The 16,293-nt window shown below is 36.9% G+C and carries 17 protein-coding genes; 14 read left to right on the forward strand and 3 right to left on the reverse strand.

What is annotated here, in order from left to right; genetic code table 11:
* The 7 genes from ACR1PO_RS08765 to ACR1PO_RS08795 are packed head-to-tail and all read left to right on the forward strand — an operon-like array spanning position 1 to position 5,981.
* The gene (locus tag ACR1PO_RS08765; RefSeq protein ID WP_332388842.1) at positions 1–1,071 is read left to right on the forward strand and encodes a type I restriction endonuclease; all 1,071 of its coding nucleotides are present in this window, start codon (positions 1–3) and stop codon (positions 1,069–1,071) included.
* 12 nt (positions 1,072–1,083) lie between these two features.
* On the forward strand, positions 1,084–2,355 hold the full coding sequence (locus ACR1PO_RS08770) for a PH domain-containing protein (RefSeq protein ID WP_433986526.1): 1,272 nt from the start codon (positions 1,084–1,086) through the stop codon (positions 2,353–2,355).
* A gap of 34 nt (positions 2,356–2,389) precedes the next feature.
* Entirely contained in the window at positions 2,390–2,899 is a 510-nt protein-coding gene (locus ACR1PO_RS08775) for an SH3 domain-containing protein (RefSeq protein ID WP_433986527.1), read from the forward strand.
* A gap of 8 nt (positions 2,900–2,907) precedes the next feature.
* On the forward strand, positions 2,908–3,312 hold the full coding sequence (locus ACR1PO_RS08780) for a DUF6804 family protein (protein ID WP_433986528.1): 405 nt from the start codon (positions 2,908–2,910) through the stop codon (positions 3,310–3,312).
* 5 nt (positions 3,313–3,317) lie between these two features.
* On the forward strand, positions 3,318–3,725 hold the full coding sequence (locus ACR1PO_RS08785; RefSeq protein ID WP_332388838.1) for a hypothetical protein: 408 nt from the start codon (positions 3,318–3,320) through the stop codon (positions 3,723–3,725).
* Positions 3,726–3,730: 5 nt separating this feature from the next.
* Entirely contained in the window at positions 3,731–5,071 is a 1,341-nt protein-coding gene (locus ACR1PO_RS08790; protein WP_433986529.1) for a beta-carotene 15,15'-monooxygenase, read from the forward strand.
* A 10-nt stretch (positions 5,072–5,081) separates the two neighbouring features.
* On the forward strand, positions 5,082–5,981 hold the full coding sequence (locus tag ACR1PO_RS08795; RefSeq protein WP_332388835.1) for a hypothetical protein: 900 nt from the start codon (positions 5,082–5,084) through the stop codon (positions 5,979–5,981).
* A gap of 61 nt (positions 5,982–6,042) precedes the next feature.
* On the opposite strand, the gene ACR1PO_RS08800 is transcribed toward ACR1PO_RS08795, so the two are convergent.
* From ACR1PO_RS08800 to ACR1PO_RS08810, 3 genes are all read right to left on the reverse strand, one after another.
* The gene (locus tag ACR1PO_RS08800; protein ID WP_433986530.1) at positions 6,043–6,498 is read right to left on the reverse strand and encodes a GNAT family N-acetyltransferase; all 456 of its coding nucleotides are present in this window, start codon (positions 6,496–6,498) and stop codon (positions 6,043–6,045) included.
* Complete coding sequence (yihA, locus tag ACR1PO_RS08805; protein ID WP_131436727.1) at positions 6,491–7,114, reverse strand: ribosome biogenesis GTP-binding protein YihA/YsxC; 624 nt, start codon at positions 7,112–7,114, stop codon at positions 6,491–6,493. Before yihA ends, ACR1PO_RS08800 begins: the two co-directional genes overlap by 8 nt.
* A 64-nt stretch (positions 7,115–7,178) precedes the next feature.
* Positions 7,179–7,940 carry an alpha/beta fold hydrolase gene (locus ACR1PO_RS08810; RefSeq protein WP_002981887.1) on the reverse strand — a complete coding sequence of 254 codons (762 nt, stop codon included), beginning with the start codon at positions 7,938–7,940 and terminating at the stop codon, positions 7,179–7,181.
* 272 nt (positions 7,941–8,212) lie between these two features.
* Between ACR1PO_RS08810 and mraZ the strand changes: the two genes are divergently transcribed.
* The 7 genes from mraZ to murD all read left to right on the forward strand — a co-directional run bounded on the left by mraZ (position 8,213) and on the right by murD (position 16,290).
* A complete protein-coding gene (gene mraZ, locus ACR1PO_RS08815; RefSeq protein ID WP_041461948.1) occupies positions 8,213–8,671 on the forward strand; it encodes a division/cell wall cluster transcriptional repressor MraZ in 459 nt (152 codons plus the stop codon).
* Positions 8,672–8,719: 48 nt separating this feature from the next.
* Positions 8,720–9,613 carry a 16S rRNA (cytosine(1402)-N(4))-methyltransferase RsmH gene (gene rsmH, locus ACR1PO_RS08820; protein ID WP_131436731.1) on the forward strand — a complete coding sequence of 298 codons (894 nt, stop codon included), beginning with the start codon at positions 8,720–8,722 and terminating at the stop codon, positions 9,611–9,613.
* Positions 9,614–9,711: 98 nt separating this feature from the next.
* Positions 9,712–10,077: an FtsL-like putative cell division protein gene (locus ACR1PO_RS08825; protein WP_002981890.1), complete on the forward strand. Its 366-nt coding sequence runs from the start codon at positions 9,712–9,714 to the stop codon at positions 10,075–10,077.
* Positions 10,061–12,052: a penicillin-binding transpeptidase domain-containing protein gene (locus tag ACR1PO_RS08830; protein ID WP_332388831.1), complete on the forward strand. Its 1,992-nt coding sequence runs from the start codon at positions 10,061–10,063 to the stop codon at positions 12,050–12,052. The genes ACR1PO_RS08825 and ACR1PO_RS08830 overlap by 17 nt, the downstream gene beginning before the upstream one ends.
* 56 nt (positions 12,053–12,108) lie before the next feature.
* Positions 12,109–13,569 (forward strand): UDP-N-acetylmuramoyl-L-alanyl-D-glutamate--2,6-diaminopimelate ligase, encoded by a 1,461-nt coding sequence (locus ACR1PO_RS08835; RefSeq protein WP_433986531.1) that lies wholly within the window; start codon positions 12,109–12,111, stop codon positions 13,567–13,569.
* Between the two features lie 67 nt (positions 13,570–13,636).
* Positions 13,637–14,878 (forward strand): phospho-N-acetylmuramoyl-pentapeptide-transferase, encoded by a 1,242-nt coding sequence (gene mraY, locus ACR1PO_RS08840; protein ID WP_433986532.1) that lies wholly within the window; start codon positions 13,637–13,639, stop codon positions 14,876–14,878.
* Positions 14,879–14,964: 86 nt separating this feature from the next.
* Positions 14,965–16,290 carry a UDP-N-acetylmuramoyl-L-alanine--D-glutamate ligase gene (gene murD / locus ACR1PO_RS08845; protein WP_433986533.1) on the forward strand — a complete coding sequence of 442 codons (1,326 nt, stop codon included), beginning with the start codon at positions 14,965–14,967 and terminating at the stop codon, positions 16,288–16,290.
* Positions 16,291–16,293: the final 3 nt, after the last annotated feature.

The raw sequence follows: 16,293 nt of genomic DNA on the forward strand, positions 1-16,293 counted from the left end.
ATGGAACTTAAAATTAAACTTGAGCAGCTGCACCAGAAAGTAATAGGCCTTAAAGACCAGATCGGAACAGAAGAAGCCACAAAGAATGCTTTTGTAATGCCTTTCATACAAATCCTGGGCTATGATATTTTCAACCCTACGGAAGTGGTTCCGGAGCATGTCTGTGATATCGGAACAAAAAAAGGAGAAAAGGTAGATTATGTGATCAAAAATAATGATGAGCCCATCTTCATTATTGAATGTAAGCATTGGAAAGAAAGCGCCGATGCTCACAATTCACAGCTTCACAGATATTATCATGTTTCCAAAACAAGATTCGGAGTTTTGACCAATGGAATTGTGTACAACTTTTATACAGATCTGGAAAAGCCCAATATTATGGATGAAAAACCGTTTTTCACCATCAATATTGAAGATTTAAAAGACAGTTCCATCAAAATTCTGGAAAGTTTCACCAAAAAAGATTATAATCTGGAAAGTATACTTGATTCTGCAGAAGCATTAAAGTATATCAAAGCCATCAGAAAGGAATTCGAAAAGGAAATTGAAAATCCATCTGATGAATTGGTAAAACTTCTGGTGAACCGCTTCTTTGAGAAGCCTTTAACAGCCAACAGAATGGTTTCTTTTAAAGAGTATGCTAAAAAAGCATTAACTACTTCTATTAATGAATCGATCAGTTTCCGGTTAAAGTCCGCATTGAGTATTAATGAACAGATAGAGAAAAAAGAAGATGATGTAAAATCATCACAGTCTATTGATCAAAATAATGATTCTAAGATTATCACCACAGAGGAAGAGCTGGAAGGATTTCAGATTGTAAAAGCAATTCTGAGAGAGAAAATTCCTTCTTCGAGAATTGCCTATCGGGATACTTTATCCTATTTCGGGATTTTATTGGATGATAACAACAGAAAGCCACTTTGCAGATTACACTTCAATACAACAAATAAATATCTGGAAACCTTCCACAACGGAAAAGAAGCAGGAGAAAAGATTTTATTGAATACCCTTGATGAGATCTATAATTACAGGGATCAGCTTCATCTGACACTGGAAAATTATGCATAAAAATTACTCATCATGAAAACTTTTTTTATCATTCTGAAAGTTGTGCGATGGATGCTGGGTGCTGTATTCTTTTTTGCCTCGTTGAGTTTATTAATAGAGCAAAGTTTTGGCGCTTCAATTATACTTTTAATTTTGACGGCATTTATAGTTCCATTAACTGGGGATTATATTGTAAGAAAAATAATGAAGATCAATCTTTCAGGAACCCATAAAGTTTTGCAGTCTATCAATTACTCTGAACTTCATACTATTTTACCCACCTATCAGCAAAATGTATTGAACCACAAAAAAGTAATAAGTGATAAGCAAAAAATAAAATTCGGAAGAAAAATTTACTATAATACCTTATGTACTGCCATTGCAGATTTTCATCTCACCCAGAGCAAAATAGCCAAACTTAATGAGATTAAGGTTTATTTTAACTTATCTGATCAGCAAATATTCTTTGAGAAAAACAGGATTTCAGAAAAAACGGTTAAAAACCTGGTGCAGAAATGTTACGCAGACCATGTACTGACTGATTCAGAAGAACAGCAAATTACAAACATGGCTAACTTTCTTCAATTTCCGCTAGATAAAGCAGGAGAGATCAAAAATAAAATCGCTTTTTCATTATTCAACAGAATACTTGAAGAAAAGATATCAGATAACCGCCTTTCTCCAATAAAAGAAACAGAGCTGAAGCAGGCGACAAGAAATCTGAAAATTGACCAGCAGAGTATTACAGCCTTTCTTTCTGACCGAAAAATTAGAAGCTTACGGCATGCCAAGTTACTATGGAATCTTGATCATGGTATTTTTCCGGTTGTTTACAATCCTTCCATAGCTTTAAGCAGAGATGAACAATGTTATTTGAATGTTCATGCAACCCTCATTGAAAACAAACTTGTTCATGCAGGATATTCACGCTCAAGTACCGGTGTTTCTTTCAGGGTTATGAAAGGAGTCAATGCAAGAATTGGCGGCGGAAGGTACCGTCCCGTAAAAGAAAATGTAAGGGAGACCCATCCCGGAACACTATATCTTACCAACTCAAGAATTGTTTTCAATGCCGGAGGAAAAAGTTTCCAAATCCCTTTCTGCAAATTGATTTCACACAACGCAAGAGGGGGAAGTCTTGAACTGACAGTCCAAAACAAAAGCTACTCACTCCGTGTAAGTTATAAAGAAGCTGAAATATTTGTGCTTGCATTATCAAGTTCTCTCCGACAGTACAGAAATGCCAATGATCATGTAAAAATACAGGCTATAAGAGAAATCTCTATGAATGAGAATTTCATCTGAAGTCCAAAATCAATTCACCATTAATATTCAAAACATGAAAAAACTAATCCCATTTATCATACTTACCTTCAGCATATTTATCTTAAACTCCTGTTTTAAAGCCAATGACAATGTAGGACATGGCGGAAGATGTACAGGTTCTGCATACTGCACGGCCTGTTCAAATTGCTCAGGATGTGGACACTGCAGCAGCGGAGGGAGCTGCGGAGTTTGCCGGGGCAGTTCTTCCGGGAAAACCTCTGCTAAAAGCAAGTCTAAAAAACACAAACCTTCAGATTCTTATCGATCTTCAAAACCTCACTCCGGTAAACCTCCAAAAGTTTTTATCGATGAGGTAACGGTTAATGTTAATACCAACAACAGATACATTGCAGGCATTGCAGCAATAAATATTTATGAGAGACCTTCCACTGCATCAAAAGTAATAACAACGGTACCTAAGGGAGCCAAACTGATAAAGCTTTCAAAGGAAGGATCATGGTATGAAGTACAAGTGAAATCAACCGGTAAAAAAGGATATGTTTCCAATAAAGACATAAAATAATCAAAATTATGAAACCATTTCTCACCTTTTGTGCGTTATGTTGTTTCATCGGCATTTTCAGACTTCCCATAGAATATTATACTTTCCTCAGAATTCTTGTTTCTCTTGGAGCCTTGCTGGTTTTATACAATACGTTGAGTTCCGGGCAGCACTATTTTAGTATAATTTTTCTGGTTATCCTGATTCTTTTCAATCCCGTTTTTCCTATGTATCTGTACCGGAAAAGCATTTGGATCCCGATAGATACGATAACAGGAGCTTTATTCTTACTCATTAACTTCATAGAAAGAAAAGAGCTCACAAAAAAAGAAGACGAAACTGTCGAAGAAACCTCAGAGCACCCGCCTCCTATACACCAAAGAACTGTTTCCAGAGACAGAATTATTAATCCCAAAAAAACAAAACAAGAATAACCATCATGGAAAACAATCAAATAACAGAAAGCCTCAAAGCCCATTTTCTAAGACTCTATCAAATGGCAATCTGTGATGACGATTTCAGTGCTTTAGAATTAAAAATGCTCTACAAATGTGCAGAAGAAAGAGGGATTTCATCAAAAAATTTAGATGAGATCCTTTTAAATCCGATCAATTTAAAGTCATTGGTACCCCAAACGATCGAAGAAAAAGTAGATTATTTATATGATCTCACTGTCATGATCTGGGCTGATGGAGTCGTTTCTCCGAATGAATACTCTGCCATGCAAAAGTATGTTCTGATGTTTGGTTTTCTGGAAGAAAATACAACAGCTATTGTAGATTACCTCATTGAAGCCATAAAAATCGGCAAGAACAAAAGCGAAATTTTATATGAATTAAAAAACTAATCATCATGGATACCACCAGTATAAAAAATTTATTTAAACTAAAATCCGTTCCGATAGAACCTCAGCAGGAACAGCTTCCTGAAAGTGATGTCATTCCGGGTGATGAATCTTTCGAAGAAACCCGAAAAAGGACCTACCACGAATCGGGTTACAGAGACAGCTCGCGAACCAACGGAAATCACTCGACCCTATCTATATGTTTGGATGCCGTTTATTCAAAATTTCAGAATGAAGAAAAAGAAATGGTTGAAAAGCAGAAAAATCTTAAAGAATCTTATGTAAACGAACAGAAAAACCGGGAAACTGAAATCAAAGCTTTATTCGTTTCACAGGAGACCAAAGAAGAACAATTACAAAGCAAGAGCACTGAAATTGAGAATCATCAGCATACCATTGAAACATTAAAAGCTGAGATCCTTGATCTTCCCAGAAACCCGGAAAAATATAATATAAAAGCGACAAGAGGAGCTTCTGCAAAATTCTGGATCGGACTTTTTCTTTTGATTCCCATCACCTTATATTTAGGAACATTCTATATCTCTACTTCCTATTCGGCATTTTTTAAAAGTTTTGATGCAAAAAGTACGATTATCCAAAGTGTTTTAGATGCACAGGCTTTCAGCAAAGCATGGAACGAAGGAGTTATTGAAGGAGCATTTGTCACCCTGATTCCCTTTGTATTCCTAGGATTGGGTTACTTGATTCACATGTTCTGGGAGAATAAAACGAGAGCCAACTATATCAAGCTTGGTTTATTATTTATCGTGACATTTATTTTCGACTGCATTTTAGCCTACGAAATTGAGTCAAAATTGTATGAATTAAACAAAACTTTTGAATCTCCGCCCTTTGATATTAAAATTGCTTTTACCAAAATTCAGTTTTGGGGAATAATTTTCGCGGGATTCATTGTATACATTATTTGGGGATTGGTCTTTGACTTTGTAATGAAAGAACACCGTGAAAAAGATAAGATTAAAAATGAACAGGAAATAAGGCTGAAGAGAATTGAATTCTTTCAGGATAAAGTCAATATTTTAAAAAAAGAAATAGAAGAAATCCTTTCCAACATCGGAATGATAAAAGAAACTGTTATCAAAACCCGGGGTAGAATCGAAGAGCTTCAGAATATTATTGACGGCGTAATTATTCCGACCAAAGATTACAAACTTTACGCCTCGGAATACGTGCAGGGCTGGATCACTTTTATCGGTGAAAAAATAGCAGTGTCGAGAACGGAAAAACAAACAATGATTGACGACTGCATTGCCACCTACAATACCAGCCTGGAAGCTGTAGGCGCTAATTCCGACAACCAAAATTTAGTGTATTTATCATCTTTATAACGCGCAGATTATGAAAAAGATACTTTATTTATTATTGTTCATTTCTTTGGCTTCTTGCTGTAAAAACAAAGACGATGGAACAAACACTGGAAAGATAGATTCTGCGGTGGCTGACCCAAACAATATCAATGTCAGCATTTTGATTGATTTATCCGACAGAATTGATCCTAATACAAACCCAAATCCTACAATGGAATATTATCAACGGGACACAGAGTATATCAAAGCCATTGAAAAAGGATTTTTAAACCATATTAAATCAAAAAGAATCATCACCTATGACGATCAGATGCAGGTTTTCTTCAATCCGGAACCTTCAGACCCTAAAATGAATGAGCTTACCAAAGAATTAAAAGTTTCTTTCAATAAAGATACTCCAAGAAATTATTTTGATTCTGTTGATAAAAAATATTCTGAGTTACCTTTAAAAATTTATAATTCAGCAATTAAAGATGGAAAATATGTCGGGTCCGACATCTGGGAATTCTTTAAAAACAAAGTCAAAGATTACTGTATAAAAGATGATCGCAGAAACATCCTTTTCATTTTAACCGACGGGTATATGTATCATCAAAACACCAAGTTTGAAGAAAAAAATGAAAATTCATACAGAACCTCCTATTTAACAACCAAACTTATAAAAGCCAATAACCTGACAACATCCGGTTTTAAAGATACCATTGAAAAAAATGGCTATGGTTTTGTAAAAGCAAATGAAAATCTGAGTAACCTTGAAGTTATCGTTTTAGGAATTAACCCGGAAAAAGGAAACCCTTTCGAAGAAGCTGTTATTAAAGAATACTGGGAAAAATGGTTCAAAGAAATGAAAATTAAAAATTATCAGATTAAATCTGCAGATCTGCCTTCCAACCTGGAGCCCATTATCTTAAAAGCGATTTCAGGGAAATAAAAACACACTCAACATATTTAACTATTAAAAAAAGCGAAGAATACATTTCCTCGCTTTTTCTTTATTTTCTTACCATTTCCGTATGCGGAATATCATCTTCCAGATATTTATTTCCTGTATCTACAAATCCGAATCCGCTGTAAAATTTTAACAGATAATCCTGTGCTGAAATTCTGATTTCAGAAGTATGGAAACGGTTTTCTATGGTTTCTACCGCATACTGAATCAACTGTTTTCCAAGACTTTTTCCCCTTGCCAGTTCAGTGGTAAGAACTCTGCCAATAGAAGTTTCATCATACTTTATTCCTTTGTCAAAAATACGGCAGTAGGCTAAAACCTGCCCGTCTTCTTCTGCCCAGATATGGACTGCTTTCTGGTCATAATTATCCAGATCAGGATAAGGGCAGTTCTGTTCAATAACGAAAACATCAATACGTGCTTTCAGTACCGCATACAGCTCCGGAACAGTAAACTCATCAAATGTTTTGATCTTCCAGACAATATTACTATTACTCATCGAAGCTTATATTATTATGGGTTAAAAACTCATTGGTCTTTTGAATAAAATCAAGAATCTTATCGCCACCTTCTTTCTTTTCTGCTGAGGTAATATACAACTCAGGAAGATCTTCCCACGTTTTATGAAGCTCAGCCTTATAGTCCTCAACATTTTTGATCACTGCATTCGGTTTCAGCTTGTCAGCTTTTGTAAACACAATTGAGAATGGTATTCCGCTTTCGCCACACCACTGGATAAATTCCAGATCAATTTTCTGCGGGGTATGTCTTACATCTACCAGAACAAAAAGATTCACCAGGTTTCTTCTGTTCAGAATATAATTAGTGATCAGTTTTTCAAAATCCTTTCGCTGTACTTTTGAAACCTTTGCATATCCATATCCGGGTAAATCGGTAAGAAACCAGCTTTCATTCACTAAAAAATGATTGATCAGCTGGGTTTTTCCCGGTGTCTGTGATGTTTTGGCAAGATCTTTATGATTCATCATCGCATTGATCAGTGATGACTTTCCTACATTTGACCTTCCGATAAAAGCATACTCGGGAATATTGGGTTCAGGGCATTCCTGCCATTTTCCGCTACTCTTTACAAACTCTGCTGTCTTGATAATCATTTCTTGAATATATTTTAGAAAAATAAACCATTAAGAAAAGCTCTTAATGGTCATTTATATGTTTTTAAACTTTATCTTTTATCCAGTTGTACAGGATTTCATTGAACTCATCCGGCTTTTCCATCATGGCAGCATGACCGCATTTATCTATCCAGAACAAATCTGAATTAGGAATAAACTTGTGCATATCTTCTGCTACTTCCGGCGGAGTTACATTATCCTGTTTACCCCAGATCAGACAGGTTGGTGTCATAATTTTCGGAAGGTCATTCAGCATGTTATGTTTGATGGCACTTCTTGCCAGCATTACTGTTTTTATTCCCTTCATTCTGTCATTGACCACTCCAAAAACTTCATCTACAAGGTCCTCTGTTGCAATCTTTGGATCATAGAATACTTCTTCCGTTTTCTTTCTTATATAAGAACGGTCATTTTTCCTTGGAAAGCTGTCTCCGAAAGTTCTTTCATACAATCCGGAGCTTCCTGTAAGAACCAGGTTTTTTACCAGATCAGGTCTTGCCAGGGTAAGAATAAGTCCTACATGGCCTCCCATTGAGTTCCCAACAATGGTTACAGGTCCTGAAATATGACTTTCTATAAACTTGATAATATATTTTGCGATAGTGGTAAGATTCGTATTGAGTACCGGCAGATCATAGATGGGTAACTGAGGCACATACACCTTAAACCCTTTTTCCGAAAAAAAATCTACCATTTTATCGAAATTACTCAAACCACCCATTAACCCGTGCAACAGCACTAATGGATGTCCTTCTCCTGCTTCTATATAGGAATATTTCTTTTCTTTTTTTGTACTAAATATCATAAAACGCCTTAATAAAGCCCTGCAAAAATACAAATTAAACCTCAAAAAAATTTTGATTATCCTAATTTAAGATAAAAATAATATAATATTCTCCTTTTTAACTTTTTTTTTCAAAACCGCTTTATTATGGTCTAAATAACACTTTCAACAAGTCTCTTCATATCAGTATTTTACATTATTGAAATTCAATCTTTAATAAAACTTATTAACATTGAGTCAAAAAGTGGGAAAAAGTGGGAAATTTTGGAAATTATTATATAAATTTGTCCCAAATGAAAAATTTCATTGGGACATATGAGTGTAAAATTGACGACAAAGGCCGCTTAAAAGTTCCTTCATCTTTAATCAAACAGATGGAAAACTTCGACGATAAGGCGTTTGTAGTCAAAAGATCTGTGTTCCAACCTTGTCTGGAAGTTTATCCTATGAATGCATGGGACAAGCTGATGGGCAAAATTAATAAACTGAACAGGTTCATAAAAAAGAATGCTGATTTCATACGAATGTTTACGGCAGGAGTAAAAACAGTGGAACTGGATAATGCAGGAAGACTACAGATCTCCAAAGACCTTACGGTTTTCGCAAATCTTCAGAAAGATATTGTGATTACCAGTGCAGGAGAACTCTTTGAGATTTGGGATAAGGATGCCTACGAAAAGGTGATTGCTACCAACGAAGCTGATTTTGCAAGCCTTGCTGAAGATGTGATGGGTTCTTTCGATGAAGAATAACTGCAGAGATTATTAATTGATAGTATTAAATAAAAAACACAATTAAGCATGTATCATAACCCCGTTTTGTTGAAGCAGAGTGTTGATGATTTGGTGACGAATCCTGACGGAATATACGTGGACTGCACCTTTGGAGGAGGAGGCCATTCAAGAGAAATCCTGAGCCGGCTTTCCGATAAAGGAAGATTGTTCAGTTTTGATCAGGATCTGGATGCACTTAAAAATACAATTGATGATCCGCGTTTTACATTGGTTAATCAGAATTTCAGATTCCTGGAAAACTCATTGCTGATGTATGGTGTTTCACAGGTAGACGGTGTTCTGGCAGACTTAGGGGTGTCTTCCCATCAGTTTGATGAGGCAGACAGAGGCTTTTCAACAAGAAGCAATGCTCCATTGGACATGAGAATGAATGTGATGCAGAATCTTGATGCCAAAAGAGTAATCAATGAATATGAAGAAGAAGAGCTTGCCGATCTTTTTTATCACTATGGAGAATTAAGGGAAGCAAGAAAGCTGGCGAGAGAAATTGTTCATCACAGAAAAACAAAAAGTATAGAAACTACGGAAGATCTGAAAAAATTATTCAGCTACATTCCTCCTCACAAGGTCAATAAATTCTATGCACAGCTTTTTCAGGCGATAAGAATTGAGGTGAACCAGGAGCTTGAAGTATTGAAAGAAATGCTGGTTCAGGCTTACAATGTGTTGAAACCGGAAGGAAGATTAGTCGTTATTTCTTACCATTCCCTGGAAGACCGCCTGGTGAAAAGATTCCTGAAAAACGGAATGTTCGAGGGAGAACCGGAAAGAGATATCTACGGAAATTATAAAAAGGCATTCGAATTGGTCAAGAGTAAAGCGATCATCCCTGATGACAAAGAGATCGAAGAAAACTCAAGAGCCAGAAGCGCCAAGATGAGAACAGGAATTAAAGTATAAAATGTGAATGAATGAATCGTCAATAGTGAATCATTACGCAAAATAAATTGACTATTGACACGAAGTAAATTCACTGCAAAGCAAATTGACATAATAAATTGGCAAAAAGAACAACAAATCGCCCCCAGAAAAGACTCACTTTTATAGACATTATAAAAGGAAACTTTCTGAACCGTGATGAGATCAAAATACATTACAAGTATTTTCTCCTGCTGTTTGTTCTGATGATGGCCATGATTTATACAAACCATCTCGTCAATAAAAAAATTAAAATTGTAAACGCCTTAAAGGAAGAAACAGAAGAATATAAATCGAGAAATGCTTACGCTCAAAGTAAGCTGATCAAAGTAAAAATGGAATCAGAGCTGGGGAAAGAGGTAGCACGGGATTCATTAATGACCCTGGAAAACCATCCTCACAAATTGCTAATAAAACTGGATAGTACAGATGCAAAAGCAAAATGAATACGACAATAAACGTAAAAAAACGTTACGATGGGGCTACCTCTTTGCAGTGGTAGCTTTGTGCGTGTTTGTTATGTTCTTGGCAAGGATTGTGATCCTTCAGAATACCAATGTCCAGGAAATTAAAGATGATTACATCAATAAAAACTACCGTGAAGCCACTTTAAAAGCTGCCCGCGGTAATCTTTTTGCTTCCGACGGCTCTATTCTCGCCACAACTGTGATGCGGTATGACATCTATCTTGACTTCAAGACGATGAAAGATACGGTGTATTCCAATAACATCGGAGCGCTGACTGATTCCCTGAGTAAAATGTTCGGGAAACCAAGAAGTGAATTCAGACAGAAGTTTGACGAACAGAAGAAAAAGAAAAATCAGTATTACACCTTGGTAAAAGGGCTTGATTTTGACCAGTATGACAGGATCAGAAAGTTCCCGATCTTCAAAAGAGGTAAAAATAAAGGAGGATTTATCGTTGACCGGAACTATAAAAGAGAATTGGCGACATCAGAAATCGGAGCCGGCACCATCGGTATGGATAACGGCGAGCTTAAATCCGGACTGGAAGGCGCTTTTTCAAAATATCTGACAGGTACTGACGGAAAAAGACTGGAACAAAGAATCAACTCTTCCCAGTGGAAACCGATTGATTTCTGGAAAGTTCAGGAACCTGTAGATGGTGAAGATGTTTATACCACTTTAGACCTTAGAATTCAGGATATTGCGCACTCAGCTCTTGAGAAGCAGTTAATTAATTTTGAAGCAAAACACGGTACCGTTATCGTGATGGAAGTTGAAACCGGAAAAGTACGTGCTCTTGTTAATTTAAGAAGAACGGAATCAGGAGAATACGAAGACTCTTACAACTATGCCCTGAAAGATAATATTGAACCCGGATCTACCTTTAAAACCATTTCCCTGCTGGCAGCAATGGATGACGGATTTATTGATGAAAACACAACGGTAAATGTAGGAAACGGAGTATGGGTGTATGCAAAGCAGAGAATCTCTGACGGCCATGGCGGAGGAACATATGATATCAGTGATGTTTTAGCCAAATCAAGCAACGTAGGAACTTCGAAGCTGATCACAAAATATTATGCGGATAAACCACAGATTTTCCTTGATCACCTGAAACGCTGGAAATTATTCGACAAAATGGACATCGAACTTCCCGGTATTACAAAACCAAAAATTGTTACTCCGGAAAACAAAAGATGGAACGCAGCAACCCTTGCCTCCATTTCGTACGGGTATTCTTCCAATATCAACCTGCTTCAATTGACAACATTTTATAATGGGGTAGCGAACGGAGGGAAAATGCTTAAGCCTCTATTCATTGATAAAATCATGAAAGACGGCAAAGTGATGTATCAGGCAAAACCGGAGGTAATGGTCAACAAAATGGCCTCTGAAAAAGCCATTAAAATGATGACCAGTGCTTTAACCAAAGCTGTAGAAAAAGGAACAGGACGAAGCATTTTTACACCTAACCTGAAAATGGCAGGGAAAACAGGAACTGCAAGGTTTGAGTACTGGCTGCCCGGCCCTATGAAGTACCGCGCATCATTCGCAGGCTTTTATCCGGCAGACGCACCCAAATACACCTGTTATGTAATGATCAGTGAACCGAATACGGCAAAAGGGTTTTACGGAGGTTCTGTTTCAGCACCGGTGTTTAAAGAAATTGCGGGAAAAACATTCCTGAAGACGCCTCAGAATATTGAAAAAGAAATGCTGGTAGACAAAAAGGTAAACCTGAGCAAAATGGTGGAACCTAATGTCAAAATAGCAGTAAACGATAAACAGATGCCTAACGTAGTAGGATTAATCGGAAAAAACGTAATCCCGCAATTGGAAAACTTAGGCTACCGTGTCGACTATAAAGGAGTAGGAAGAATTAAAGAACAATTCCCTCTGGAAGGCACAACGATCAGTAAAAACCAGAGGATTTATTTATCTCTGCAGAATTAAAAACAAGCCCGGAAAGGCAATTTAAAACAAAATAAGGCAAAGCTTTATTGATAAAGATGATTATAACAGAATTAGTAAACAGAATCCCAGTACTGGAAATTCACGGAGATAACACCCGTGAAGTTACTGAATTGGTGATCGACAGCAGAAAAGTTACAGAAGGGTCTCTTTATGTTGCAATAAGAGGAACAGTAGTGGATGGTCACTCATTCATCGCATCCGCTATTGAAAAAGGAGCTGCAGCAATTGTTTGCGAAGAACTCTCTGAAACATTGGCAGAAAATGTAACGTATATCCTGGTAAAAGATCCCTCTAAAGCCTTAGGACACCTTGCTTCTAACTTTTACGGGAACCCTTCTCAGAAACTCAAACTGATAGGAGTTACAGGAACCAATGGAAAAACTTCTGTTTCTACCCTTCTTTTTGATGTTTTTAAAAACCTGGGCTATCCTGCTGCGTTACTTTCTACTGTTGAAATCAGAATCGGTGAAGAAATTATACCGGCAACCCACACTACGCCTGATGTGATTACCATCAACAGGATTTTAGCTGAAGCCGTAGAAAAAGGATGCGAATTTGCTTTCATGGAAGTAAGCTCACACGGAATTGCCCAGAACAGGATTGAAGGGCTCCATTTCAAAATAGCGGGTTTCACCAATCTTACCCATGATCATTTAGACTATCATAAAACATTCGAAGAATATTTAAAAACGAAAAAAAGATTCTTTGACGAATTAGAAGATACAGCTATTGCTATCACCAATGTGGATGATAAGAATGGCAATGTCATGCTTCAGAATACAAAGGCTAAAAAGAAGTCTTACGCCCTGAAAACCATGGCAGATTATCACGGAAAACTTTTAGAAGTGGATTTCAACGGAATGCTGCTGAACTTCAACGGAAAAGAATTCTGGACGACATTAACCGGGAAATTCAATGTATACAACTTGCTTCTTGTCTTTGGAATTGCTGCTGAACTAGGTTTTGAACAGGATGAAATTCTTCAAGCTATCAGCAAGTTAAAAAGAGTTTCCGGAAGATTTGAAACCCTCAAATCTGATGGAGGAATTTTCTTTATCGTAGATTATGCACATACTCCGGATGCATTGGAAAACATCCTGGACAGCATCAACGATATCAGAACGAAAAATGAAAGATTAATCACCGTGTTCGGCTGCGGAGGAGACAGAGATCATTCCAAAAGACCTGAGATGGGAAATATTGCCACTAAAAAATCAACCTTGGCAATCATCACTTCAGACAATCCGAGAACGGAAGATCCGGCACAGATCATCAAAGAAATTGAAGCAGGCGTGGAACCTCAGAACTTCAGCAAATACACTTCAATCCCGGACAGAAAAGAAGCCATAAAAATGGCGATAAAATTTGCAGAGCCCAAAGATATCGTTTTGGTTGCCGGGAAAGGCCACGAAACCTATCAGGAGATCAATGGTGTGAAACATCATTTTGATGACAAAGAAGTAATTAATGAGCTCTGGAAATTAATGAGCAAGTAAATTACAAATGATAATTGGTACGTAACGCTCATCAATTATCAATGATTATTTATTAACAATTGAAACTATGCTATACTATCTATACGAATATCTAACCAACCATGGAATTCACGTTCCGGGATTAGGAATGCTGAAATACATTTCCTTCCGTGCCGGAATGGCTGTATTATTCTCTCTGATTATTGCTCTTGTCTACGGAAAAAGAGTTATTAATTACCTGAGAACAAAACAAATGGGTGAATTGGTACGTGATCTTGGACTGGATGGGCAGAAACAGAAAGAAGGAACTCCTACCATGGGAGGGCTTATCATTATTCTGGCAACCATTATTCCGGTATTGCTGTTTACAAGGATTACCAATGTTTATATTGTCCTGCTGCTGGTTTCAATGTTATGGATGGGAGCAATTGGTTTCCTTGATGATTATTTAAAGAAAATTAAAAAAAATAAAGACGGCTTAAGTGGTAAATTTAAAATTGTAGGCCAGGTCGGATTAGGATTAATTGTCGGAATTACAATGTATTTTCACCCGGACATTACCGTTAAAAGAAAATACGCAGATGCTAAGGTGGTCAACAGAAACAACGTAGAGCAAAACTTTATGCCTACAGAAAAAATTACCGTTTCCACCGTTCCTTTTGCAAAAAATAATGAATTCGACTACAGCGGAATTTTATTTTGGATGAATGACAAAGATGCCCATGAGTGGGCATGGGTTGTCTTTATTCCTATCGTAATCTTCATTGTAACAGCCGTTTCGAACGGAGCCAACATCACAGACGGAATTGATGGCCTTGCCGCAGGGACAAGTACTATTATCCTGCTCACACTGGCTCTTTTCGCTTACCTTTCCGGGAACATCATCTTTGCAGATTACCTCAATATTATGTTCCTGCCGAACATGGGGGAAACCACCATCTTTACCGTGGCAATGGTAGGTGCTGTAATTGGTTTTTTCTGGTACAATACCTATCCTGCACAGGTTTTCATGGGGGATACGGGAAGTTTGATGTTGGGAGGAGTCATTGCCGTTTTAGCCATTATTTTAAGAAAAGAATTATTGATTCCGGTATTATGCGGAATATTCTTAATTGAAAACCTGTCTGTAATGCTTCAGGTAGTTGTTTTCAAATACAGAAAAAGAAAATACGGGCTGGAATATGCTCAAAATAACAGACTCTTCAAGATGTCACCATTACACCATCATTATCAGAAAGAAGGATTCCACGAAAGCAAAATCGTGAACAGAATGATCATCATCGGAGTAATATTGGCTATTGTATGTCTGATCACATTAAAAATGAGATAAATTTTGTAAAAAGTAAAAAGTATTAATGTAAAAAGACACCAGATACATTGTACGTTTTACATTTTACATTTTACAAAAGAATAAATATGAAAATAGTTGTTTTAGGAGGTGGAGAAAGCGGATGCGGCGCTGCTTATTTGGCTAAAAAGAAAGGTCTGGAAGTATTTCTTTCAGATAAAGGAGCCATTAAGGATAACTATAAGCAGTTCCTTACCGAGAATGAAATTGAATTTGAAGAAGGAAATCACGACGAGGAAAGAATTTTAAATGCTGACTGGATCGTAAAAAGCCCGGGGATTCCGAAAAAGGCAGAAATTATTAATAAAATTCATGAAAAAGGAATCAGACTTTCCTCTGAAATTGAATTTGCTTCTGAATTTACAGATGCAAAAATAATTGCCATTACCGGAAGCAACGGAAAAACAACTACAACTTCCCTGATCTATTACATCCTTAAAAATGACGGATTAAATGTAGGTTTAGGAGGAAATATCGGCTATAGCTTTGCCAAGCAGGTTGCAGATGAAAACCATGAGTATTATGTACTGGAAGTAAGCTCTTTCCAGCTGGATGACATTCAGAATTTCAGACCTTATATCTCTTTATTGCTGAATCTGTCCCAGGATCACCTGGACCAGTACAACTACAACTATGAAGAGTATGCACTGGCAAAATTCAGAATCACTGAAAATCAGGAAAATGATAATTTCTTCATCTATAACAAAGATGATGAAATGAGTAAAAATCTCCTTGAAAAGCTTGAAATAAAGGCCAAGATGATTCCTTTCTCAACAAAAGAGAAATTACCGGAAGGAGGTTTTGTGAATGAAGATGAAATTGTGGTAAAAATGAAAGACGAATTCTCAATGAAAGTTGATGAATTGTCTTTGTTAGGAAACCATAATGTGGCCAATAGCCTGGCGGCATCAATTGCCGGTAAGATCCTGGAAATCAACAATGAAAGCATCAGACATTCATTGATGACCTTTCAGGCAGTTGAACACAGACTGGAGTTTGTTACTGAAATTGAGGGCGTAAAATACATCAATGACAGCAAAGCAACCAACGTAAATGCTACTTATTATGCGTTGGAAAGCATGAAAACACCAACCGTATGGATTGTTGGCGGGTTGGATAAAGGAAATGACTACACTGAAATTGAGGATTTAGTCAAAAGAAAAGTAAAGGCAATTGTCTGCCTTGGAGTTGACAACAGGAAGATCATAGATTTCTTTAAAGATAAAAAAGAATTTATTTATGACACTTCAAGTATGGAAGAAGCAGTGAGAATTTCAAAATCACTGGCTAAAAAAGGTGATACCGTTTTACTGTCTCCATGCTGTGCAAGCTTTGACTTGTTCAAAAGCTACGAAGACAGAGGACGCCAGTTTAAACAACAGGTATTAAAGTAAAAA

The sequence above is a fragment of the Chryseobacterium amylolyticum genome, from assembly GCF_051011775.1.
Taxonomy (GTDB): domain Bacteria; phylum Bacteroidota; class Bacteroidia; order Flavobacteriales; family Weeksellaceae; genus Chryseobacterium.